16 protein-coding genes are annotated in these 20,933 nt (G+C 71.2%); 5 read left to right on the plus strand and 11 right to left on the minus strand.

Features of this window, described 5'->3' with window-relative positions; genetic code table 11:
* Positions 1-23: 23 nt before the first annotated feature.
* Genes ACQZOG_RS12905 through ACQZOG_RS12915 form a run of 3 tightly spaced genes read right to left on the minus strand, consistent with a single transcriptional unit; the run spans position 24 to position 3,375 of the window.
* Complete coding sequence (locus tag ACQZOG_RS12905) at positions 24-1,466, minus strand: vWA domain-containing protein (RefSeq protein WP_193467359.1); 1,443 nt, start codon at positions 1,464-1,466, stop codon at positions 24-26.
* Positions 1,463-2,854 carry a hypothetical protein gene (locus ACQZOG_RS12910; protein ID WP_359597608.1) on the minus strand — a complete coding sequence of 464 codons (1,392 nt, stop codon included), beginning with the start codon at positions 2,852-2,854 and terminating at the stop codon, positions 1,463-1,465. Before ACQZOG_RS12910 ends, ACQZOG_RS12905 begins: the two co-directional genes overlap by 4 nt.
* Positions 2,854-3,375, minus strand: coding sequence for a hypothetical protein (locus tag ACQZOG_RS12915; RefSeq protein ID WP_193456610.1), 522 nt, complete (start codon positions 3,373-3,375; stop codon positions 2,854-2,856). Before ACQZOG_RS12915 ends, ACQZOG_RS12910 begins: the two co-directional genes overlap by 1 nt.
* Before the next feature lie 348 nt (positions 3,376-3,723).
* Here ACQZOG_RS12915 and ACQZOG_RS12920 point away from each other — a divergent pair, with 348 nt between their 5' ends.
* The gene (locus tag ACQZOG_RS12920) at positions 3,724-5,376 is read left to right on the plus strand and encodes a phosphodiester glycosidase family protein (protein WP_037642688.1); all 1,653 of its coding nucleotides are present in this window, start codon (positions 3,724-3,726) and stop codon (positions 5,374-5,376) included.
* 242 nt (positions 5,377-5,618) lie between these two features.
* Positions 5,619-6,650, plus strand: a complete 1,032-nt coding sequence (locus ACQZOG_RS12925; RefSeq protein ID WP_193456611.1) for an alpha/beta hydrolase — start codon at positions 5,619-5,621, stop codon at positions 6,648-6,650.
* 19 nt (positions 6,651-6,669) lie between these two features.
* On the opposite strand, the gene ACQZOG_RS12930 is transcribed toward ACQZOG_RS12925, so the two are convergent.
* Positions 6,670-7,395 carry a TioE family transcriptional regulator gene (locus ACQZOG_RS12930; protein WP_193456612.1) on the minus strand — a complete coding sequence of 242 codons (726 nt, stop codon included), beginning with the start codon at positions 7,393-7,395 and terminating at the stop codon, positions 6,670-6,672.
* Positions 7,396-7,454: 59 nt separating this feature from the next.
* Between ACQZOG_RS12930 and ACQZOG_RS12935 the strand changes: the two genes are divergently transcribed.
* Together ACQZOG_RS12935 and ACQZOG_RS12940 are read left to right on the plus strand one after the other, a co-directional pair.
* Entirely contained in the window at positions 7,455-8,660 is a 1,206-nt protein-coding gene (locus tag ACQZOG_RS12935) for an erythromycin esterase family protein (protein WP_430741505.1), read from the plus strand.
* A gap of 62 nt (positions 8,661-8,722) precedes the next feature.
* Positions 8,723-9,196 carry a hypothetical protein gene (locus ACQZOG_RS12940; protein ID WP_193456614.1) on the plus strand — a complete coding sequence of 158 codons (474 nt, stop codon included), beginning with the start codon at positions 8,723-8,725 and terminating at the stop codon, positions 9,194-9,196.
* Between the two features lie 28 nt (positions 9,197-9,224).
* Here ACQZOG_RS12940 and ACQZOG_RS12945 read toward each other — a convergent pair whose 3' ends face one another.
* The 6 genes from ACQZOG_RS12945 to ACQZOG_RS12970 all read right to left on the minus strand — a co-directional run bounded on the left by ACQZOG_RS12945 (position 9,225) and on the right by ACQZOG_RS12970 (position 16,824).
* The gene (locus ACQZOG_RS12945) at positions 9,225-9,824 is read right to left on the minus strand and encodes a hypothetical protein (RefSeq protein WP_193456615.1); all 600 of its coding nucleotides are present in this window, start codon (positions 9,822-9,824) and stop codon (positions 9,225-9,227) included.
* Positions 9,825-10,043: 219 nt separating this feature from the next.
* A complete protein-coding gene (locus tag ACQZOG_RS12950; protein ID WP_193467356.1) occupies positions 10,044-10,808 on the minus strand; it encodes a hypothetical protein in 765 nt (254 codons plus the stop codon).
* A 118-nt stretch (positions 10,809-10,926) separates the two neighbouring features.
* On the minus strand, positions 10,927-13,710 hold the full coding sequence (locus ACQZOG_RS12955) for a glycosyl hydrolase (RefSeq protein ID WP_399567313.1): 2,784 nt from the start codon (positions 13,708-13,710) through the stop codon (positions 10,927-10,929).
* A gap of 265 nt (positions 13,711-13,975) precedes the next feature.
* Positions 13,976-15,061, minus strand: a complete 1,086-nt coding sequence (locus tag ACQZOG_RS12960; RefSeq protein ID WP_352377495.1) for a hypothetical protein — start codon at positions 15,059-15,061, stop codon at positions 13,976-13,978.
* Positions 15,062-15,424: 363 nt separating this feature from the next.
* The gene (locus ACQZOG_RS12965) at positions 15,425-16,207 is read right to left on the minus strand and encodes a M23 family metallopeptidase (protein WP_430741873.1); all 783 of its coding nucleotides are present in this window, start codon (positions 16,205-16,207) and stop codon (positions 15,425-15,427) included.
* Positions 16,208-16,359: 152 nt separating this feature from the next.
* Positions 16,360-16,824: a MarR family winged helix-turn-helix transcriptional regulator gene (locus tag ACQZOG_RS12970; protein WP_037642720.1), complete on the minus strand. Its 465-nt coding sequence runs from the start codon at positions 16,822-16,824 to the stop codon at positions 16,360-16,362.
* 30 nt (positions 16,825-16,854) lie between these two features.
* Between ACQZOG_RS12970 and ACQZOG_RS12975 the strand changes: the two genes are divergently transcribed.
* Positions 16,855-17,919: a GNAT family N-acetyltransferase gene (locus tag ACQZOG_RS12975; protein WP_430741506.1), complete on the plus strand. Its 1,065-nt coding sequence runs from the start codon at positions 16,855-16,857 to the stop codon at positions 17,917-17,919.
* Positions 17,920-17,971: 52 nt separating this feature from the next.
* Here the strand turns inward: ACQZOG_RS12975 and ACQZOG_RS12980 are convergent, their stop codons facing one another.
* Positions 17,972-20,842: an ABC transporter substrate-binding protein gene (locus ACQZOG_RS12980; protein ID WP_033277786.1), complete on the minus strand. Its 2,871-nt coding sequence runs from the start codon at positions 20,840-20,842 to the stop codon at positions 17,972-17,974.
* Between the last annotated feature and the right edge of the window lie 91 nt (positions 20,843-20,933).

Here is a 20,933-nt window from a genome sequence, read left to right on the forward strand (position 1 = left end):
GAACGTCGGGACGCCGCCGACGCTCACGTCAGGAACGTCTTGAGCTCGTGCACGAGCTTTTTGATGTGGCCGGATATCACCGGCGTGCCCAGGTCCTTGAACTTCTCCCGGAACCACGGGTTGACGCTGCCGCGGCCGGAGCTGGTCACCGACCCGACCGGGATGAACTTCGCCCCGGAACGGTGGATGGCGGCCATGCTCTCGAAGAGCTCGTCCGTGCGCCATTCGTAGAAGTCGGAGATCCACACCACCACGGTGTTGCGGGGCTCGGCGATCTTGGGCTGGGCGAGGGCCATGGCGACCGTGCCGTCCGTGCCGCCGCCGAGCTGGGTGCGCAGCAACGTCTCGAACGGGTCGTGCGCCCACGGCGTCAGGTCCAGCGCCTGCGTGTCGTACGCGATGAGGTGCACGTCCACCTTCGGCAGGCCGGCGAAGATCGACGCCAGGATCGTGCAGTTGACCATCGAGTCGACCATGGACCCCGACTGGTCCACCACGACGATCAGCCGCTGCGGCGTCGTCTTGCGGCTGGTGTGCCGGTAGTAGAGCCGGTCGACGTAGAGCCGTTCCTCCTCCGGGTCCCAGTTGGTGAGGTTCTTCCAGATGGTGCGGTCCAGGTCGAGGTTACGGAAGACCCGCTTGGGCGGGACGGACCGGTCCAGCTCACCGACCGTGGCCTTCTCCACCTGCGTGCGCAGCACCTCCGTGACCTCGTCGACGTAGCGCCGGATCAGCGCCTTGGCGTTGGCTAGGGCGACGCCGGAGAGGTTGTTCTTGTCCCGCAGCAGCTGCTCGATCAGCGACATGCTGGGCGTGAGCCGCGAGGCGAGCGCCGGGTCGGCCAGCACCTCCCGCAGATGCATCCGCTGCACCAGGCCGGCCTCGATCGAGCCCAACTCCGGGCCGATCTCGGGGATCAGCCTGCTCAGGTCGGGCGCGGGCGTGCCGACACCCGTGCCGGTCGGACTGACGCCTCCGCCGGCGCCCGCCCGGCCGGTGCCACCCCGGCCGCCCCGCACGTCACCGGGCCGGCAGCCCAGCGCCCGCTCCAGCCAGCCGGCGTCGGACTGCCAGCGGGCGAGCTGCTCGGCGGTGACCGTGCCGTTTCCGGTCGAGAAGACGTTGAGCAGCACCTTCGACGCCAGCGCGGCCCGCCTCACCTCGGCGGCCCGGTCCCGCTCGCCGTCCGCGTCCGGCTCCGGCGTCATCAGCCCGTCGAACTCGGCCGCCAGCTCGGGATGCCGCTGCACCACGGAGTCGACCGACGCGGCCGGGTCGAGCAGCGCGACCGGCAGCCCGATGTCCTCGACCACGGCGACACTCGCCGACTCCAGCGACGCCTGCTCCTCCGGGTCGAAGAGCCGGGCCAGCAGCCGCCAGTACAGGACCTGCCGCCGGTTCTCGTCGGAGTCCGGGGCGGGCGTCCCGTCCTCGGCGCCTCCCTCGACGACGCTCACCTCGCTCATTTCCTCAGCAGCCTTCCCGCGCGCTCACGCAGCACCTTGACGGCGTCGGTGGCGGCCTTCTCGGCCCGCACGCCCGCCTTGTCCGCCGTGCCGCCCGCCCAGGCCCCCGCATGCACGGCGACGGCCTTCTTCCGCACCGTGCGCTCCACGGCCAACGGCTGGAGCAGGAACCGGCCGGCGTCCCAGCGCAGCAGACCGAGACAAGCGGCGGACGAGGCCACGGCGTCCGCGGTCAGCGGCCCGGCGGCGGGCATCCGGCCGGTGTCGACGGCCAGACGCTCGCCGGCGACCCGGAAGGCGAGCCCTTCAGCCTCGTCCTCCACGGCGTACCCCTCGAGCAGCACCGGTACGGCGATCCGCGCCGGATGCCGGTCCACCGGCGTCACGGGGGCGGAGACGGCGGTCCGCATTGCCACCCGGGCGGTGGTGAAGAGCTCGGCGGGCTCGCCCTGCGTGGCGCGGGCGTCGTCCCAGATCAGGTCGCCCTCGGCAGTGACCGGCATGGCGTCGAGCTCCATGGCACGCCCCTCACTGACGGCGGCCAGCAGTGACATGTGCGGCCGCAGGAGCTGCCACAGCCCCGCGCCGACGACGGTGTCGGGCTTGGGCGCGGACACACCGGCCCGCACCAGGCGGGGCGTCCCGCCGTCCGCCGGCTCGAACACCGCGTGCACCTGAGCCTGCACCGCCGTCGCGTGCTCGTGCAGGTCGACGCCGAGCGGCAGCAGACGACCGGTGGCCTCTCCGACGGCCGTCGCCCGGTCCGCGCCAGGGAGTGTCAGCAGCATCGCCCGCGACCACAGGTCCGCCCACCGCCGTACCGGAATCCGCTCCAGCGTGGCGCCGGGGCAGGACGCGGCGAGCTCCGCGGCGAAGCCGTCGAGCAGCGTGGCGAGCCGCCGCAGTCCCGGCTCGGGCAGCATCGCGGTCACCACGGGGGCCGCGCCGCCGATCAGCTCGTGGTCGATCCCCTGCCAGCCGGCTCGCGCCAGGTCGCACAGCCAGCCGCGCACCGCCACCAGCAGGTTCACCGGACGCTCGGCGCCGTCGGCCGCGGCGGCCGGCCCCTCGGCGCGGGGCCGCCCGACCGCCTCCTCGACCCGCTCGACGAGCGCGTCGTGCACGGAACCCAGCAGCCCCGAGCGTGCGGCGGCCAGCGCCATGTAGTGGTCCTCGTCCGCGGCTCCCGCCGCGGTCTTCTCCGCCGCCTCGGCGACCCGCCCGGCCAGCGGCGACCCGGCGACGGCGTCCGCCAGCCCGGCCAGTCCGACCGCCTGCGCCGGCTGCGGACGCAGCAGCCCGCCCACGAGCACCTGGTCGAACCCGTCCACGGCGGCCAGCGCATCGTCCAGCCCTTCGACGGGGTCGGTCAGCAGATCCGCTCGCATCACGCCACCGCCCCGGTCGTCGGGAACCAGTGCATCTCCGGCACCGGCGCCGTCGTCGGCGCGAACTCCAGGTAGGCCAGATGGCGCAGGAACCGGCTGAACACCTGGGCCGCGGCCGACCTGTCCCCCTGGGCGGGATGCGTCGACGTCATGGCCGAAGTCAGGCCGAGCGCGTCCGCCTGCTCACCGAACACGTCCACCTTCAGGTAGCGGGCGACGCGCTCCGCGCCGTACTGGAGCACGGCCTCACCGATCAGCGCCCGTATGTGGTTGCAGAAGGCACCGTGCGCACCGCCGCACGGCCGGTTGTTGTTGGTGCTGCACGAGAACGCGTACGTCCCCGCCTCCACCGACGACACGTACACCCGGCCGATGTCGGAGCCGCTGGACACGACACCCTGCACACGCCCGTCCGCCAGCTCCACGAACGGCACCTTGGCGAGCTTCCGCGGCCGCGCGGACGGCACCACCCGCACCGTGCTCGACCTCTCCCAATCCGACAACGCACCTCTCCCATGCATACGAAAGGGGGATGTCCTCGCCGGACCGGCGGGACGCGAAAAAATCTATCGGCGGCCACTGACAACGGGGCTGGCCTGTGGACAACCCTGGGCGCGCGGCCATGGGCGTCACCTGATGGTGTGATGCGGCGCCCACACGGACACCGGAGCGGGTTGCCGCGCCTCGTGACTGACAGGCCGTCACGCCTTCTTGACGCACGTTCCCACAGGTCGATACTTGTCCAGCGTGCGTTAAGTGACTGTTCGTGACGCCGTCAGCACAAGGCGAGAAAGTGATGCATGTTCCCAACCGGGGCTTCGCTCCACGAGTGACGCGGGCAGGCTCGACGCGCGAGAGGGCGGTCAACGATGAAGAAGAGAAGACTCGGCGGGGCGGCGGTCGCCCTCGGTGTCGTCCTGGCGGTGACCGGCCTTCCGGCCCAGGCGTCCGCCGACGTCCGCACGACCGACACACGCGCCACCGGCACACGCACCACCGACGCCCGCGCGGCTCTCCCGCTGGGCGCGGCCGGCCTCGCCGAAACCCGCACCACACAGACGCTGCAGCCCGGACTCACCCTCACCCGCATCGTGCGCGGCACCGTGGACCCGGCACACCACTGGACGGTCGAGGCGACCATCCCCGGCGGCGACACCTCACCCGACCCCGACGCACCGCCGACCACCCTCAAGGACAAGGAGAGCGCCGAAGAACTCGCCGCCGATCTGCGCGGCGACGGCTTCGACGCGCGTGCCGAACAGGTGACGACACCGAGCACGGCGGACTACGCGGGCGGAACGCTCGGCTGGCGCGTCCGCATCGGCAGCTTCGCCTCCCAGTCCGCGGCGGCGACGGAACGCATCCGCGTGATCAACGCCGGCCACAGCGGCTCGGTCACCTACACCGGCTGGGACGGCGAGGTCACCGACCGCGGCCCCTGGCGCCTCGACGTCCTCACCATCGACCCGCGCACCTTCCGCGGCACCCTGGACGCCACCCACGGTCCCGACATCGAGAACCGCGAGACCGTCAGCGCCCTCGCCACCGACGCCGGTGCCGTCGCAGCGGTCAACGCCGGCTTCTTCGTCCTCGACCCGCGCTCCGGGGCACCCGGCGACCCGGCGGGCGTCGGCGTGTACGACGGGCGCCTGTTGAGCGAACCGGTCGAGGGACGCCCCGGCCTCGTCGTCCACGACGGCGGCCGCAGCGCCCAGGTCACCCGCCTCACCTGGGAAGGTCGTGTCACCGCGCGCGGCACCACCCTGACCCTCAACGGCGTCAACCGCGTGCCGGGCCTGATCCGCAACTGCGGCGGCAGCGAGGACGACAGCCCCACTTCGCTGCCCCTGCACGACGTGACGTGCACCAACCCCGACCAACTCGTCGCCTTCACGCAGGAGTACGGCGCGAGCACCCCGCAGGGCGAGGGCGCGGAAGCCGTCCTGGACAGCCGGGGCCGCGTGCTGGAGCTGCGCTCCGTGCGTGGCGGTCCGCTTCCGTCCGGCGGCAGCTCGATCCAGGCGACCGGCCGGCACGTGGCAGCGCTGACGGCTCTGGCCCGCCCGGGCGAGCGCCTGCGCGTCGAGACGACCCTCCGCGACGACCGGGGCCGCCGCGTGACGCCGTCGCCGGGGACCGACATCGTCAACGCGGGCCCCGAACTGGTCCGCGACGGACGCCTTCACGTCACCCCCGCCACCGACGGGATGGTGCACCCGGACGACCCCAGCTGGTACTACGGCTGGGTCCACAAGCGCAATCCCCGCACCCTCGCCGGCACGGACGCGGCCGGCCGCACCGTTCTGGTCACCGCCGACGGCCGCAGCACGGACGCCCTCGGGCTGAGCATCACCGAGAGCGCGAAGGTCGCCCGTGCCCTCGGCCTGCGGGACGCCGTCAACCTCGACGGCGGCGGATCGACGACGATGGTGGCGAACGGCCAGGTGATCAACGACCCGTCGGATGCGGCCGGTGAACGGCCGGTCGGGGACGCGCTGTTGCTACTGCCACGCAGGAACTGAGAAGAGCCCCAGGTTCACACCCGGCTCACTCCACGAGCGTCCACGCGGGCGATCCGGGCGCCGGGACGGGCCGCACCACGAACTCCTCGGTCGACCGGGCGACGGCTCGTTCACGCTCGCCGCGTACAGGCCGACCGTGGTCTGTCGCCGATCGCCTCATGTGGTGGATGCTGCCTCAGGGCACATCCACTGTTCGCCCCGCCCGCCCACCGCAGCGACGAACCGCACCGCAGGGAGCCGCCGTGACCACCGCCGTCACCTTCCGAGCACGTGTACGTCTCGTCCTCGCCGTCCTGATCCTCGCCCTCGTACCGACCGCACCGACGCTCGTCGCCCCGACCCCCGCGGATGCCGCCGATACGCGCTCGCCGCACGGTGAGACGGGGCGACGCGGCGCCGAGGTGGTGGCGGTCACGCAGGTCGCGGAGCGCCAGGTGGACCTGTCGGTCCGCTCGACGGCGCTCGGCGGCCGCACCGTCAAGGTCCGCCTGCTGACTCCCGACGGCTGGAACCCCGCCGACCGAAGCCGGCACTGGCCCACCTTCTGGCTGTTGCACGGCTGCTGCGGCGACTACACGTCCTGGACCGCCATGACCGACGTCGCCGAGACCGAAAGCCTGCGCGACGTGCTCGTCGTCATGCCGGAGGCGGGCTGGAACGGCTGGTACAGCGACTGGTGGAACTACGGCGAGGGCGGTGACCCCGCCTGGGAGACCTTCCACACGGTCGAACTACGTCACCTGCTCGAACGTGACTGGGGCGCCGGCCCCAACCGCGTCGTCGCCGGACTGTCCATGGGCGGACAGGGTGCCCTGCTGTACGCCGCCCGGCACCCCGGAATGTTCAAGGCGACCGCCGCGTACTCGGGTTCGGCACACCCACTGCTCAACGACGAGTCCGTCAACCGCATCCTGGGCCTGTTCGCCGGCCAGGGCAACGACCCCCTCCGGCAGTGGGGCGACCCGGTCGCGCAGCGCCGCATCTGGGAGGCCCACGACCCGTTCCACCTGGCCAAGCGCCTCAAGTACCTGCCCGTCTACCTGTCCTGCGGCGACGGCACGGCGGGCCCGCTGGACACCCCGGGCGCGTCGAGCGCTCTCGAGGCGGACTTCAACCGCCAGAACCACGCACTCGCGGCCGAGTTGAGGCGCGTGGGTGCCAAGCACCTCACCACCCACTTCTACGGCGCCGGCACGCACACCTGGCGCTACTGGGAACGGGAACTGCACGCCTCACTGCCGATGCTGCTGGGCGCGTTGGGTGTGAAGAGCTAACCAAGCCCCGGGGGGAGCGCTATGCGCGCTCACGCAGATAGGAGTCCAACGCGGCGGCCCCGTGGAGCATCGCCCGTCCGCGGTCGGACAGCCGGCCGTGCCAGTCACGCAGAGCACCTTCGAGGGGCTCGACGCCGCCGGCTGTCCGCACCTGGGTGATCAGCGGGGCGATCTGCTCGAGCAGGTAGCCGCCACGCCTGAGCTGATGCACCAGGTGCGCGTCCCGTACGTCGGCCGGGTCGTACACCCGATACCCGGTCAGGGGGTCGCGCCGCGGACGTACGAGTCCGGCGTCCTCCCACTTCCGCAACGTCGCCGGGCGGACGCCCAACTCCTGTGCCAGCGGACCGATGAACGTTCGCCTGAAGGAAGTCGAGTCGGCGGAGGCGGAGTCGGCGGTGAGCCCGTGCAGGGCGTCCTCCACGGCTCGCAGTGTGCGCCGGTCGTGCAGCAGCCGGACGTGACTCTCGTCGATGAGCTGGAGGGCCTCGTCGACGGCGTCACGGTTCACGGCCTGCATGACAGCCGTCGCCGTCGCATGCCCGTGCCCCGGCACGAGGGCGAGGAACGCGGCCAGCGCCCGCTCGTGCAGAGGGGTGTACACGCGATAGCCGGAGGACGTCCGGTGCGCTGTCGGCAGGATGCCGGCCTCTTCGTAGTTCCTCACCGCCTGGGTGGACAGACCGTGCCCACGCGCGAGGTCGACCGGCCTCAGCTTCCCACTCGTTTGGAGGTTCCGACCCACGTACCGGACCATACAGCGGACAAACCCTCAACCGTAAGTTCAACGATACCGTTGAAGGCATGGAAACCGGCATCAAGGACTTCGCCCGCCCTGTCGAAGCGTCGGCCGTCATGGAACTGCTGCCGACCCGCCCCCGCGTCCTCGCCCTCGGCGAACCCACGCACGGCGAGGACACTCTCCTCGACCTGCGTAACCGCCTCTTCCGGCAACTGGTGGAAGAGCAGGGCTATCGGACCATCGCGCTGGAGAGTGACTGCCTGAGGGCACTGACCGTGGACGCGTACGTCACCTCGGGTGAGGGGGCACTCGACGACGTGACGGAGCGCGGCTTCAGCCACGACTGGGGCGGCTCGCGCGCGAACCGGGAACTGGTCGGCTGGATGCGGGACTTCAATGCGGGCCGTCCTACGCACGACCACGTCAGGTTCGCGGGAATGGACGGCCCGCTGGAGATCACAGGCGCCGAGAGCCCGTGCCAGGCCCTCACCTCACTGCACGACTACCTAGCGGCCCACGTCGACGCGGAGCTGCTGCCCTGCACGGCCGACAGGCTCGACGACCTGCTCGGTCCCGACGCGCCCTGGACCGATCAGGCGGCTATGACGGACCCGTCCCAGTCGATCGGCCGCACACCGGAAGCACGTGAACTGCGACTGCTGGCGGACGACATGGTGACCCTGCTGGAGACGCAGGCACCGCACCTCGCAGCGGTGTCCTCGTTGGACGACCGCGAACGAGCGCATCTGTACGGCCGCACCGCCGTCGGCCTGCTGCGCTACCACTCCTGGATGGCGGACACGTCACCGTCCCGCATGGCCCGCCTGCTCGCCACCCGGGACGAGATGATGGCCGGCAACCTCCTCGCCCTCGCCGCCCGAGGCCCGGTGCTGGTCCACGCCCACAACAGCCACCTGCAGCGGGACAAGAGCGCGATGAGCATGTGGGGTCACCCGAAGGTGGAGTGGTGGAGCGCCGGAGCGTTGGTGAGCACGCGGCTGGGGGACCGGTACGCGCACCTGGCGATTGCTCTCGGCACGATGAAGCACCAGGGCCTGGACGCCCCGCCCCCGAACACGGTGGAGGGCATCCTGCACGCGCTGCCCGAGCCGCAGTATGTGATCGACGCGGCTCAACTCGACACCACAGTGCGGCACATGGCCGCTGTCCCCCGAGTGTCCCCGTACTTCGGCTATGCCCCGCTGGACCCGGCCCACCTGCCCCACATCGACGGGGTCGTGTACGTGAGCGACGTCCCCCACGGCTAGAGTCGGCGCGACGGCGAGCGCACGACGGTCTCGCCCCGTCCGGAGGGGAGGCGGCGCAACCGTTGCTCGCACTGTTGGGATTCGCGCTGTCCCTGGTCTGTGCCGTCGCGGTACTCATCTCCGCGGCACGGGCCGCCGCGGTGGCGCTCCCCGGCCGGCCTCAGCCTTGGCCCGACCACCTGCTGCGCCGGACGGCGGCAACGCTCGGCTGGGCCGCGGGCGCTGTGTACGCCCTGGGCCTGGCCGGTGTCGCGTGGTCGGAGGCGGAGGTCGGCGACGGCGCCGACTCGACTCCCGCGCCGGCCTGCCGCGAGGGCTTCGCCCCGGAGACGATCGAGGGCCTGACTCACCACCGCGCCTCCTACCTCCCCCTCCGCTTCGACTGTGTACGGGAGGACGGAAGCGTCTACGTCAGCGATCCGGACCTGGTGTCGATGAATTGGGCGTGGGCCGCACTCGCTCTGACAGCGGCCCTGCTCTTCCTCGGCATGCACTACCGGACGGAGGTGCGGGCGCGGAGGGCGGCGGTGCGTTGAATCCGGCGGGCGCGGGTGTTCCTGCGCCTCAGAAGCCCCAAGGGTCGGGATGCGGAACTGCCGTCGGATCCCCGGACCAGCACACACGCGCTTCGATCTGGTCCCCGGTGAATTCGACCAGCCGGTCGGCCGCCCAGCCGTTCCACTGCACAGCGCCGGGAAATTGTGGCAGGCGGAATGCCGGGAGGTGTGTGGGGAGGGCGTCCGCGCGGTACACCGCGTTCTTGACTTCGCCGTTCAGCTTCTTGGGTTTGGAGGACCTTCGCAGGTCCAGGCAGTCGACCACCTGCTCGACGAGGAGAAGGTGATACTCGTCCCCCTTCGCGTCCTCGATGTCGACAGGCAGCAGATTGCCGGCTGCTCGTAGCGCATCGGCTCCGAACTGGTCGATGAGGCGTCGGCTGAGGACGGGCGCTCCCGGATAGCCCGACGGGAAACCCCCTTTGGGCCCGTTCCGCTCTCCGGCCCATTCGGCTCGGAATCGGACGGGCCGGTCCTCTTCCGCTCCCAGTCGTTGCCAGCGCAGGAGCTGACGCAGGTCCCAGCTGTTCGGGGTGAGCTGCTGGTATTCCGCCAGCTTCGGCAGGAGCCGGTACACCGCCGGGCTCTTCTCCGGCGTCTCGGTCATTTCGCGTCACCATTCATGTTCGTCGTCGTGCCGGGAGCAGCCTGTTCCTCTACGCCGTCCACACCGCTCCGGATCCTGGCTGTCCTCCTCCCAGTTCCCGTTCGACCTGTTGCCCGATGGGGCCGGCGACCCACCATCCCGCAACCCCCGTTACGCGCGCATCATCAACACCCGTATGCACACGTGAACTTACACAGCACGACTGTGCGAGGAAAGTTCCTACGAGCCTTCCAGGTCCTCGAGTGGACGGCATCCCCGCAGCGTGGCGTCGGCGAAATTCAACACCTCGTCGAGGCTGAGCCCTCGCCGCTCTTTTTCAGCAACGCGCAGCACCCAACCCTGGTCCCAGGAGACCCGCCACACCTTCCCGGTGCGGTTCTCCCCTTCGACGAAACCGCCGGGGGTTCCCTCCAGATGAGGGATCTCCTGGCGCAGCATCCGGGGGTGGGCCAGTGCCCGCCCGGGGTTGGTGCTTCCGCCGCCCGTGCGCGGGTTGTCGAAGCGCATCTTCAGGAACGGCACCGCTTCCCGGTCGATCTCGGCGGGGCTCAGCATCTTGCGGTAGCGGGCCTGTGCCTCCTCCAGGGACTCCCGCCCGGACACCTCCGTGTCGAAGGCGGGGAACACGATGTACGTGACGGCGGTGAGGTCAGGGTTCTGCGTCCTGTGGTGGCCGTGGACCTCAGGCGCCGTGGCCGCCACCGCGTCGAAGTCGTAGCCGGCTGCTGAGAAGCCCCCTACCGCCGCGATGGGCCGGCCCTCTCCGAGCAGCGACCCCTCGTGCTGACGCGCGAACGCGAGCACAGCCCGTGCGAGCTCCTCGTCATGCCTGCCGCGCTGGTTCGTCTGCAGCAGCCGGCGTCCGTCGGCCGTCACCGCGCCCGCGAAGTGCAGGACCGGGCCTTGTGACCACGTCAATGCCCGCTCGAGGCCGGCGAGCGGGGCGACGTTCGGGAAGTGGGCGAGTGTGGTGAGTAGGTCCATGGTCCGTGTTCCTGTACCGGGGGCCAGTCGTGGGCGTGACCCTATCCCCGTCCCCGGCGTCCGAAGCGATGGGGACCGGCCCTCAGGGCCGGTCCCCACCAGCAGCTCACAGACACACTCAGGTGTACGGAATCACCACCACGGACTTGTCCGTCCCCGTCTGCAGCTTCGACGCTCCGTTGCCGATGGCGCTCCACACCTCCAGGCGCACCGTGCCGCCCCTGAGGTTGCTCAGGGAGCCCGTGGCGGACTTGAGGCCTCGGGCCTGGGTGTACTCCTCCCAGCCCGTCACCGGGTCGGTCGCGAAGTAGTGGTACGTCTCCGTCCGGTCGAACGTGCCGTCGCCCGTGAAGTCGTAGCTCACCCGCGCCTGCTGTCCGAGGCCGACCGACGTGCCCGCGTCGACCTGGAGGCGGAAGGAGGTCTGGCCGCCCGAGGTCAGGGTGCCGTTGACGCCGCGCACCTCGTAGACGAGGGGCTGGTACGGCGTGCCGTCGTGGTTGGCGCCGTTCGCCGACGGGACCGTGTCGCTGCCCGTCGTGCCGCCGGTCGCCGTCGTGAGGACGCCGCCGGCGCGCAGCTGGAAGGTGTTGCCGGTGGGCGGCTCGGGCTCCGGGTCGGGGTCCGGGTCCGTGGATCCGCTGCCCGTGCTCGTCGCCGTGGAACGGGCCGGCACCGACAGTGTCTTGCCGTCCGAGAAGGTCACCGTCCTGGCCGAGGAACCGTGGTTGTGGGCCACGTAGGTCCGGGTCGTGCCCTTGGTGAACACCGCCGAGGTCGGGATGTCACCCGTCACCGTGGCGTCCGGGGCGCCGACCGCGGCCAGCGTGTTGAGCCAGTGGTAGGTGTGCGCCTTCGACTCACCCTCCTCCGGGGTGTAGTTGCCGTTGCTCGCGTCCCACTTGGCCTTCGCCGAGGCCGGGTCGGCGAACGACTCGAACTCCCAGAGCAGGTCGCGCCATTCGACGGCCGGGCCGCCGTTCTCCCGTTCCATCTCGGCGAGGTTGCGCCGGATCGCCGCCTTCTCACCGCCGAGGTGCAGCGAACCGCCGGTCACCGGCAGGACGTTGATGCCGTGGATCTCCTCCGGGTTCGCCGTCCACCACGTGGAGTACGCGGCGCCGCTGCCCCACACCATGCCGGCCGTGTCGTGACCGAACGACGACGGGAAGACCTGCTCGTCCGCGTCGAACCAGTACTGGGCGATCGACTCCGACTCCGTGGTCAGCAGGAAGGCGCCCAGGTCGCGCAGCGAGGTGTCACCGGTCGCGGAGCCCCACAGGACGAGCGCCGCGCTGAGGTTGGTCGACTCCGACGACGACTCCTGGTTGTTGCCCGCGGCGAAGCCCTGGTGGCCGGAGGCCCAGCCGTGGCCGGCGTAGACGTCGAAGCCGCGCAGGAACGGGTACGCCGAGTCGGTACGGCTCGGGTTCGCGGTGTCCCGCACGAGGGTCTTCACCATGCCGCCCCACGCCGAGTCCGCGGCCCACGACGGGTCGTACTGCGCGATGACCGCCGCCGCGTAGACGTAGTAGCCGTAGTGGAAGTGGTGGTCGTTCAGCTCGGTGTCACTGCCGTACGAGGCGGGGTAGCCGGTGAGCGTCTTCCAGGCCTGGTCGTAGCTGAACTCGTTCGCGCCGCCCGCCGTGAACCAGTCCTGCAGCCTGCCCTTCATCAGGTTCAGCATCCGGTCGCGGATTCCGGTCTCGCCGATCTGGTCGGCCACGGGCACCAGTTGGGCGAGGCGGCCGAGCGCCTTGCCGGTCCAGTAGGTGTCGACCGCGCCGGAGAAGGGGTCGGAGGCGTTCACGACGTCGTTCAGGTAGCCGCGCAGTCGGGCCGTGTCCACGCCGCCCGACTTGGGCAGCGCGGGCAGGACCGCCGCGGACTTCTGGGTGGTCGAGAAGGACGCCGCCTCGCGCACCTTCATGGTGCCGCGCGGCGAGACGTACGTGTACGAGGTCAGCGCGTCCGTGGTGTGCAGCCACTGGTGGCGGTAGAGGGCCTGGAGCGTGCCGCGCTCGCTGCCCTCCTTCGCCTCCGTGGTGAGCGTGTACGTCGCCCGTACGGTGCCGCCGCTGTAGCTCCAGGTCACCTTGGAGTCGGTGACGAAGCTGTAGGCGTACTTCTTGAACGTCGCCAGCGCGCCCGTGGACGGCAGCACGGCGACGGAGAAGTAGTCCTTGCCACCGAGCCCCGCCGTGACGGTGGAACCGGAGACGTTCCAGTCGCTGCCGGTCGGGGCGAAGAGGGCGTAGTGGTGTCCGGCGACGGTGATGCCGAGGACGTTGCCCTGGTCGGCGAAGACGGTGGGCGCGCCCGCGGTGGTGATCTGGGCGTTGCCGCCGGAGCCCTTGGCGTAGACGAACGGCGAGCCGTGACCGATGGTGGTGCGGAGGGCCCGGGTTCCGTCGGACCAGTAGGGGGTGACCGTCCAGTCGGACCAGTCGTCGGCCTTGGTGTCGGGGGAGTTGAGGCCGGTCAGTCCGATGGTGAGGTCGCGCTTGTGGGCGAACTCGTACTGGCGGCCGTCACCGGTGATCACGGGGGTCGTCGGGTACCCGACGTCGAGTCCGCCGGCGGTGGCCTGGTAGGTGAGGGGGTGCCCGTACATGGGGGTCGAGTACGGGTTGTCGCCGTAGCGCTGGAACGCGAGGGAGGACCACCAGTCGTTGGTGGGCACCGGACGGTTCCGGGCGGCGGAGGTCACCTTGGGGGTGACCGGCGTGCCCGTGTTGGTCGTGGGGCCGGACGTTCCGGCAGGCCGGGTGTCGGAGTAACTGCCCGCTCCGACGGGGATGGTGGCGGCCGCCGCGGGCGCGGCCGCCGGGCCCAGGCCGACGACGGCGAGGGCCGACGCCAGCAGCAGAACGGTTGCCGGTCTGGTGCGTGGGGATGGCATGAGTCACCTCAAGTTGTGACTGGGGGAGGCTCTGAGAGCGCTCTCAGATGGCCGGAACGTAAAGCCGGTGTAATTCACGTGTCAATAGTTTGAACACGGATGGCCTGCACGGGACTTGGGAGTCGTCAGGACTTCGACACCGGTACGGGGCACGGGAACGGCGCTCCGGGTCACCCGGGAGTGGGGCGAGAGCGGTGGTCCTACGGCCGCGGCGGTGCGCCCGGTACGTCCGGGCCGCGCCGCCGCAGCCATATCCTCCGAGGCCTCAGAGCGTCCGTACGCCCGCGACCGCCCGGTCCCGCCAGAGGCAGTACACGGCGGCCGGGTCGTCGTAGTACCGCCAGGGGAGGGCGTTCACATAGCCGTCGACCAGCCGGAACTGCTGCAGCGCCTCCGCGCACCGGTTCTGCCGGGTCAGGAAGTAGGCCAGCAGATGACGTACGGCCGGGACGTCCGGGTGGTCCGGCGGCGCGGCGGACACGTCCGTCAGAGCGGCGTCGACCATGTCGAACACGTACGGCTCGCGGAAGTCGTCCCCCTTCGCCGCGCTGTCACGGTGCTCGTACCACGCGATCAGCGGCAGCGCGGCGAGCAGCCTGCCGGCAGGCGCCTTGGCGGCGGCCTCCCGGGCGAAGGACGCGGCCAGGTTCTCCGAACCGTGCCACTTGGCGCACCAGTACTGGAGGGCCGCCGAGTGCGCGCCGAAGTGGTGGGGGTCCCGGGCGGTGACCTCCTCCCAGATGCGGTGCATCCTCTCGTGCGGGTGGTTGAGGCCGAGCGCGGTCCAGATCTCGCTGATGTACGGGGAGGGGTCGCCGTCCGGGTTGACCTTCAGCGCGTGAGCGTTCAGCCGCGGTGCCTGGGTCAGCGTGCCGATGAACCCGGAGACCTGCTCACGGCTGGTGTCCTTGGCCCAGCCGCCGCCCCGCAGATGCCAGGCCAGGGACACCGTCGCCCGGGCCCGGACCAGCGCCGCGTCCGGATCGTCGGGGCCGGCCGACTTCTCCCAGTCGTCCAGCCAGCTGCCGGGCTGCGCGGCCCGGTGCGTGCCGAGCACGTTGGCGTAGTGGGAACGGCGTGCCCAGTCGCGCTGCTCCCTGGTCCGGGCCAGCAGACGGGCGGCCGGTTCCCAGCTTCCCCGGGCCGCGGCTGCCCTGGCCGCCTGCTCCAACTCGGCGTCGGACGCGGAATACAGCGTGTTCTGGGCGGACTGGGGCAGGAAGCCCAGGGCCTCGGCCCTGCGGGCAGATTTCCGGGGCGAGGAGGGTCCTCCCGCGACACGGCGGTAGTAGACGACGGACACGGCCACGACCAGTCCGACGACGATGAGGCGGGCGATCTCCACGGTCACGCACCGCCCTGGTGAGCTGTGACCGTCATGAGGAGCTGTGAACGAACGGATACACCCATGGGGGCGAGTACTCCTGAGCTGGGAAGGCAGCGGGGAACGGCGTGGTGGGAGGGGGAGTATGACCTGCCGTCATCACGCATCGCAAATGTGTTCACATGGCTCTCGGGGCGCGGCCGAGCCCGTGTGTTCCGTAGGGACGGCGGCTGCGGCGAGGTGTGGGGCGTGAGGGGAGGCAAGGTGGCGCGCAGCCGGACGGCGAAGGTGGCCGTGGCGGTACTCGTGATCGGCGGCGCGTTCGTCGCGGGCTGCGCCCAGCAGGGCGGGCCGCCTTCGGTGACGACGGGCGAGCCCCGCTCCACGGCGTCAGCAGTCCGGAATGACCGCCCCGCCATTGTCCCGCGCCTCGTCGTTCCCCCACCGCGACAAGTAGTACGCGGACACATACGCCCCGCGCCCGTTCTTGCCCGCGTACGTGACGTCGAGGTCGGTCTTCAGCCACCAGTGGTTGTACGTGCCGTTCGCGCCGCGGATCTCCTGGCCCCAGACCTTGCAGTACACGTAGTTGGTGCCCGCGTTGAGGACGCCCTGCGCGTCGGCGGTGTTCGGCTGGGCGTAGCCCGTGGCGTCGGCGAAGGTGTCCACCCAGTAACGGCCGCCTGAGCCGCAGCCGTTGTCGCTGGTGAGGTGGTAACCACCGTACGACCCGGGGTAGGCGAGGGCGGTGCCGTTGATGGTGATGCGCTGGCCGACGCCGTTGAGGAGCTGCTCGTAGTGGATGTGGGCGCCGGAGCTGTTGCCGGTGCTGCCCGTCGTGCCGATCTGCTGTCCCTGGCCGACGTAGGCGCCGTTGGCGACGGAGAAGGCGTTGATGTGGAAGTAGTAGGTCTTCCAGCCGCCGCCGTGGTCGATCACGACGTAGTTGCCGGCGCCGTTGGCCTCGTAGTGCCGGGTGGCGGTGCCGGCCGCGGAGGCGAGGACGGGCGCACCGCCGGTGGCGCCGCCGTCGCTGCGGACGAAGTCGAGCGCCTGCCGGACCTCGGCCGAGTGGTGGCTGTACGTCCACTTCTGGCCGCAGGCGAAGGGCGCCTTGAACACGGGCGCCGCCTGCGCGGGTGCCGCCACGAGCAGACTGCCCACCAGGGCCATGAGGCCGGCCAGGTCGATGCGTATCGAGCGCAAGGCTGTCTCCGAACTGCGACGTGCGTCGCGCGGCGATGTCAGCGGACACGGACGGCGACCAGCATGCCGTAGTTGATGAGTTCACGACAGACCGCGACCGCCGCGGCTCGCGAGCGCCCTTACCGTTCGTCGGCGACCTTCTCCGCGATGCGGCCGAGCATCGCCAGCTCCTCCGCATCGAGCCGGTCGACGAAGTGCCGTCGGACGGAGTCGAGATGGGTCGGAGCGGCCTCCCGCAGCGTGTCCCAGCCCGTCTCGGTCAGGACCAGCAGGCAGCCCCTGCCGTCCGTCGGGTCGGGTGCGCGGCGGATGAGGTCGCGCGCCTCCATGCGGGTCGCGTGCCGGGACAGGCGACTCCGTGACCAGCCCATCTTCGCGGCCTGCTCGTGCAGCGTCCTGGATCCGTCGGGGTGTTCGGACAGCGTGCTGAGCACTTCGTAGTCCGGCTCGGACAGGCCGTGGGCCGCGAGGTCCTGCACCGTACGGGTCTGCACCGCGATCACCATGCGGCGGTAGGCCCTCCAGGCGCGCTCCTCCTCGACCGTGAGCCAGCGGACCTCGTCTTGGCGCTCGTTCGTTGACATGGAACCAATCTAGCGGCTAATTTCATTTACATGACAACGAAAAGCCTCCGCGTCCTCGTCCTGACGTGCAGCACCCGGCCCGGCGCGCTCGGCCCCGCCGTCGGCGGATGGCTGACCGACACCCTCGCCCCGGTCACCAAGGAACTCGACGTGGACCTCGTGCCGCTGGCCGTCGGCGACCTGGACCTGCCCTTCCTCGACGAGGAGGAGCACCCGGCGACCGGCGTGCACCGGCACGAGCACACCCGCAGGTGGAGCCGGATCGTCGCCGAGGCGGACGGCTTCGTCTTCGTCACGCCGGAGTACAACTACGGCATGCCGGCCACCCTGAAGAACGCGCTCGACTACCTCGGCCCCGAATGGGCCTGGAAGCCCGCCGGTTTCGTCAGCTACGGCCACACCTCCGCCGGTACCCGCGCGGTCCAGCACGCCAAGCAGGTGGTGACCACCCTGCGTCTGATCCCGCTGGGCTCGACCGTCGCGATACGGATCACCGACGCGATGCGGGACGACCGCTTCACTCCTGACGCGCGTCACGCCGAGGCGGCCGAAGGACTGCTGGCGGAACTGGTACGGGTCGCCCACGCCCTCACCCCCATGCGCGAGCCCCGACACGCCGACGCGATGCCCGGCCCGCTCCCCGGTTCCTACGTCCGGCCTCTCGGTCCCGACGACGCCGCCGAGGTGACCGTGCTGCAGCGCTGCTGCTGGCTGGAGGAAGCGCTGGTCAACGACACCCTCGGCATCCCGGCGCTCCACGAGACCCTGGAAGACGTGCGCGCCTGGCTGGCGGAGTGGGACGTCATGGGGCTGTGGCGCGACGGGCGGCTGCTCGGCATGGTTCGCACCCGTCGGGACGGCGACGACCTGCACGTCGGACGTCTTGCCGTCGTACCCGACCTGCGCGGACTCGGCGTGGGCCGGTGGCTGCTCGCTCTCGCCGAGTCCGCCGCCGAAGGGTGCCGCCGTGTCCTCCTCACCACCGGGGCCGCCAGCCACCGTAACCTCGCCCTCTACCAGCGGCAGGGGTACGCCGTGCTGCCCGACCCGCGGGACGACGGGGCGGTGGACCTGGCCAAGGTGGTCACCCCCTGAACCTGAGCACCGTGACCGCGTGCCTGAGCCTCTCGGCCGCGGCCTGCTCACCTCACTTGATCGAGCACTGCTTCACGTCCAGCGGCTTGCTCACCCCCGCCGGCCTGCTGCACAGCACCTCCGCCTGCGACAGCCCCTGCGGTGTCCTGCGGACACGGGCGAGGACGATGCTGTGGCCGTGGCGCTCGCCGAACAGCGGCGCGTCCGTGAAGTCGATCGTGCCGGTGGCCATGCCCTCCAGCTTGACGACCCTGAGGTTGACCCAGGTCGCCGCGCGGCTCTGGCGCACGTCGCCGAGGCTCGCCGCCCAGTACAGCGCGCGTGTGGCGTCGTGAGAGAGGGCCGTCTGGCCGCTGGCGAAGCCGGGGGAGTCGTAGGTCGCCTCGCCCGGCCCGAGCCACGGGAGGTGCTGGGAGGCGTCCTGGTAGAAGGCGGTGCCGGACGCCGCCTCCCGCAGTTCGGCCAGCGCCGCGTGGTAGAGCGTGATACGCGGGGCCACGCCGTCCCGCCCGCCCACGCCGGAGAACTTGGCCTTGCTCAGGTCGTCCCCGGTGAGAATCGAGATCTCCCGGCTCGCGCACCCCGGTTCGACACCCAGTTGCGTCATCAGCGGACCGATGTCCTCGACGCGTCCCGCGAAGTAGATGACCGACGGGACGTCCTCACCCCGGCAGATGCTCTCCGCGTGCAGCCGGAGTTCGGGCTTGCCGTTCGCCACCTGGTAGGTCCGCGAGGGCAGCAGCCGGAAGCCCTTCTCACGCAGCATCTCCCCGCCGTAGTACGCCTGTTCACTGGTGTACCGGTCCTGCGACGCCTTGGTGTCGCGGGCCAGGACGAGCGCGTGCGGGGCCTCGCCGTTGCCGCGCAGCTGCTGCGCGACCAGGCCGAGCGCCTGCGCCTGGTGTTCGTCGGGGGCCGCGAGGCTGATCCAGTTGGAGAAGTCCTTCGGCAGATACGTCGCCGAGTTGGTGCCCGAGACCATGGGCAGGCCCGCCTCCTGGAGCCGTCGGGTCACGGCGGGGCTGCTCTGCAGGTCGCGGCCGAACCCGACGACACCGACGACCGTCGGATCGCGGTCGGCGTACCGGACGATCGCGTCGGCCGTGAAGCGCTGGTGACCCATGTCCGCGCCGCCGTTGGCGAGCAACACGCGTAGCTTGACGCGGTAGTTCTCGTTCACCACGCGCTGCGCGAGGTAGACGCCCGCCAGTTCCTCCGCGCCCTTGACCAGGGACGGGTCCACCGTGGCCGAGCTCAGCGGACCCGCGTAGACCACGGTGACGTAGGCGCGGGGATTCTCGCGCAGCACCTTGGCGTTCTCGGCGTGCACCAGCTTCTCCAGCTCGCGCAGCCGCCCGCCCTCCGAGTCGGATCCGCCCTTGAGGTGGGAGCCGAACCGCACGTCGCCCGTCGCTATGCCGACGCACTCCGTGCCGCCGCCCGGCGCGGGGCGCAGCTCGGTGTCGCGGTCGGCGGTCAGCAGACCCGCCGAGCAGTAGGTGCGGTGCAGGTCACGGGCGTGCACGACGCCGACGGTGGCGGCCAGCGCGAGGACCAGCGCCAGGCTGTACGCCGACCACACGATCCGCGCGACCGGCGGCCGGTTCCGGGCCCGCACGCACCGCCAGTCCGCCTGCCGCAGTTGGCTCAGTTCCTCGTGGGGGAGGGCTATGCGCAGGACCCAGGGCAGGGCGTTGGTCCGGCTCGGGGACTGGTCGGCGCGCAGGTTCCCGGCCCATTCGTCGTACCAGTGCCGCAGGCGTTGCTGGAGCCGGGCCGGGCGGGAGAGCAGCTGAGAACGGGAGTTGACGCCGTTCGGGGGTGTGCCGGTGTCGGTGCCCCGGTCGAGCAGCGGCGCGTCGTCCGCCGCCACGCCCGCGACGATCAGCAGGGGGTCCAGTTCGCTGCGCCGGCTGCGGACGTCGCTGACCGCCCTGATCAGCTCGATGCCGCCGTTCTCCCGGCTCACCTGACGCAGGATCAGCACGGGCGGACGGGTCCGCTTGAGGCCGCGCAGGTCCCAGCTGGCGCGTCGGTGGTTGTCCCGCAGATCTTCGAAGAGGGCCAGCACGTGCAGCTGGAGGGGGAAGACGCCACCCTCACGCATGGCCTCGGCGACATCGTAGGCGCGGGCCGCGATGGCGCGCCAGGAGCGGACCGGCCGTAACAGCCGCACGCTGGTCGACTGCCGGCGGGCGGCCGACTGGAGGAACGTCGTGGTCAGGAACCAGCGGCTTTCCCTGCGCAGCCACAGGAAGAGGGGTGCGCGCCCGGGCACGTGGTTCAGTGCGGCCAGCAGGATCATCAGACCGATGCCGGCGAGGACGGCGACGTACCACTCGGGGCGGGTCAGCAGGGAGGTGAGCGCGCCGAGGACGCCCGCGGGGAGGAACTGCTGCACGTCGTTGAGCAGCGCCTGCCGGTTGCGGCGCTCGGGCCGGCCGGGGCGCCAGCGCTGCCGGGCGAGGACGCGGAGCAGCTGCGTCTGGGCCTGCTCGCGCTGGGCGTTGCCGTCCGGCGTGCCCGCCGGGGCCGTCGGCCAGTGCTCGTCCATCTCCGGGTCGTCGGTGGCGTCCTGGAGGGCGCGGACCAGTCCCAGCCGGGGGAAGGAGTAGGGGCGGTAGGAGGCGGAACGGTCGCCCCACTTGCGGCTGTCGCCCAGATCGCGCAGAAGCCGTACGGCCTGGGCGGTGGGGTCCGGATCCGCGTCGTCCTGCGGCGGCTCGGTGGGGGCGACGGCCAGGCGCGTACCGTGACTCTGCTGCCCTTCGCGCAGCTCGTCGACCAGCTCGGTCACACGGTCGTCGTCGGCGGCTTCCTCCGCGTGCAGCACGATCACCGGCATCGGGGGATCGCCGGCGCGGAAGTCCTGGATCAGCGACTCCAGTTGCCGCTGGACGTCGACCCCCGCCCCCGTCGACATGCCTTGGTGCCCCCCAGGACAGTCCTGCGGGAACATCTGATCCCGGCCGAGCATGGACACCCCCCGTTGTCGTACGACACACGTGTCACAA

Source organism: Streptomyces sp. P13-3-3 (genome assembly GCF_050571355.1).
Lineage (GTDB): Bacteria > Actinomycetota > Actinomycetes > Streptomycetales > Streptomycetaceae > Streptomyces > Streptomyces althioticus.

Bases quoted from the DNA above. Each gene is read 5' to 3' on its own strand.
- ACQZOG_RS12945 (WP_193456615.1), bottom strand. From the start codon at position 9,824: ATGACCGAGACGCCGGAGAAGAGCCCGGCGGTGTACCGGCTCCTGCCG.
- ACQZOG_RS12970 (WP_037642720.1), bottom strand. From the start codon at position 16,824: ATGTCAACGAACGAGCGCCAAGACGAGGTCCGCTGGCTCACGGTCGAG.
- ACQZOG_RS12920 (WP_037642688.1), top strand. From the start codon at position 3,724: ATGAAGAAGAGAAGACTCGGCGGGGCGGCGGTCGCCCTCGGTGTCGTC.
- ACQZOG_RS12905 (WP_193467359.1), bottom strand. From the start codon at position 1,466: ATGAGCGAGGTGAGCGTCGTCGAGGGAGGCGCCGAGGACGGGACGCCC.
- ACQZOG_RS12935 (WP_430741505.1), top strand. From the start codon at position 7,455: ATGGAAACCGGCATCAAGGACTTCGCCCGCCCTGTCGAAGCGTCGGCC.
- ACQZOG_RS12950 (WP_193467356.1), bottom strand. From the start codon at position 10,808: ATGGACCTACTCACCACACTCGCCCACTTCCCGAACGTCGCCCCGCTC.
- ACQZOG_RS12980 (WP_033277786.1), bottom strand. From the start codon at position 20,842: ATGTCGACGGGGGCGGGGGTCGACGTCCAGCGGCAACTGGAGTCGCTG.
- ACQZOG_RS12965 (WP_430741873.1), bottom strand. From the start codon at position 16,207: ATGGCCCTGGTGGGCAGTCTGCTCGTGGCGGCACCCGCGCAGGCGGCG.
- ACQZOG_RS12955 (WP_399567313.1), bottom strand. From the start codon at position 13,710: ATGCCATCCCCACGCACCAGACCGGCAACCGTTCTGCTGCTGGCGTCG.
- ACQZOG_RS12915 (WP_193456610.1), bottom strand. From the start codon at position 3,375: ATGCATGGGAGAGGTGCGTTGTCGGATTGGGAGAGGTCGAGCACGGTG.
- ACQZOG_RS12910 (WP_359597608.1), bottom strand. From the start codon at position 2,854: ATGCGAGCGGATCTGCTGACCGACCCCGTCGAAGGGCTGGACGATGCG.
- ACQZOG_RS12975 (WP_430741506.1), top strand. From the start codon at position 16,855: ATGACAACGAAAAGCCTCCGCGTCCTCGTCCTGACGTGCAGCACCCGG.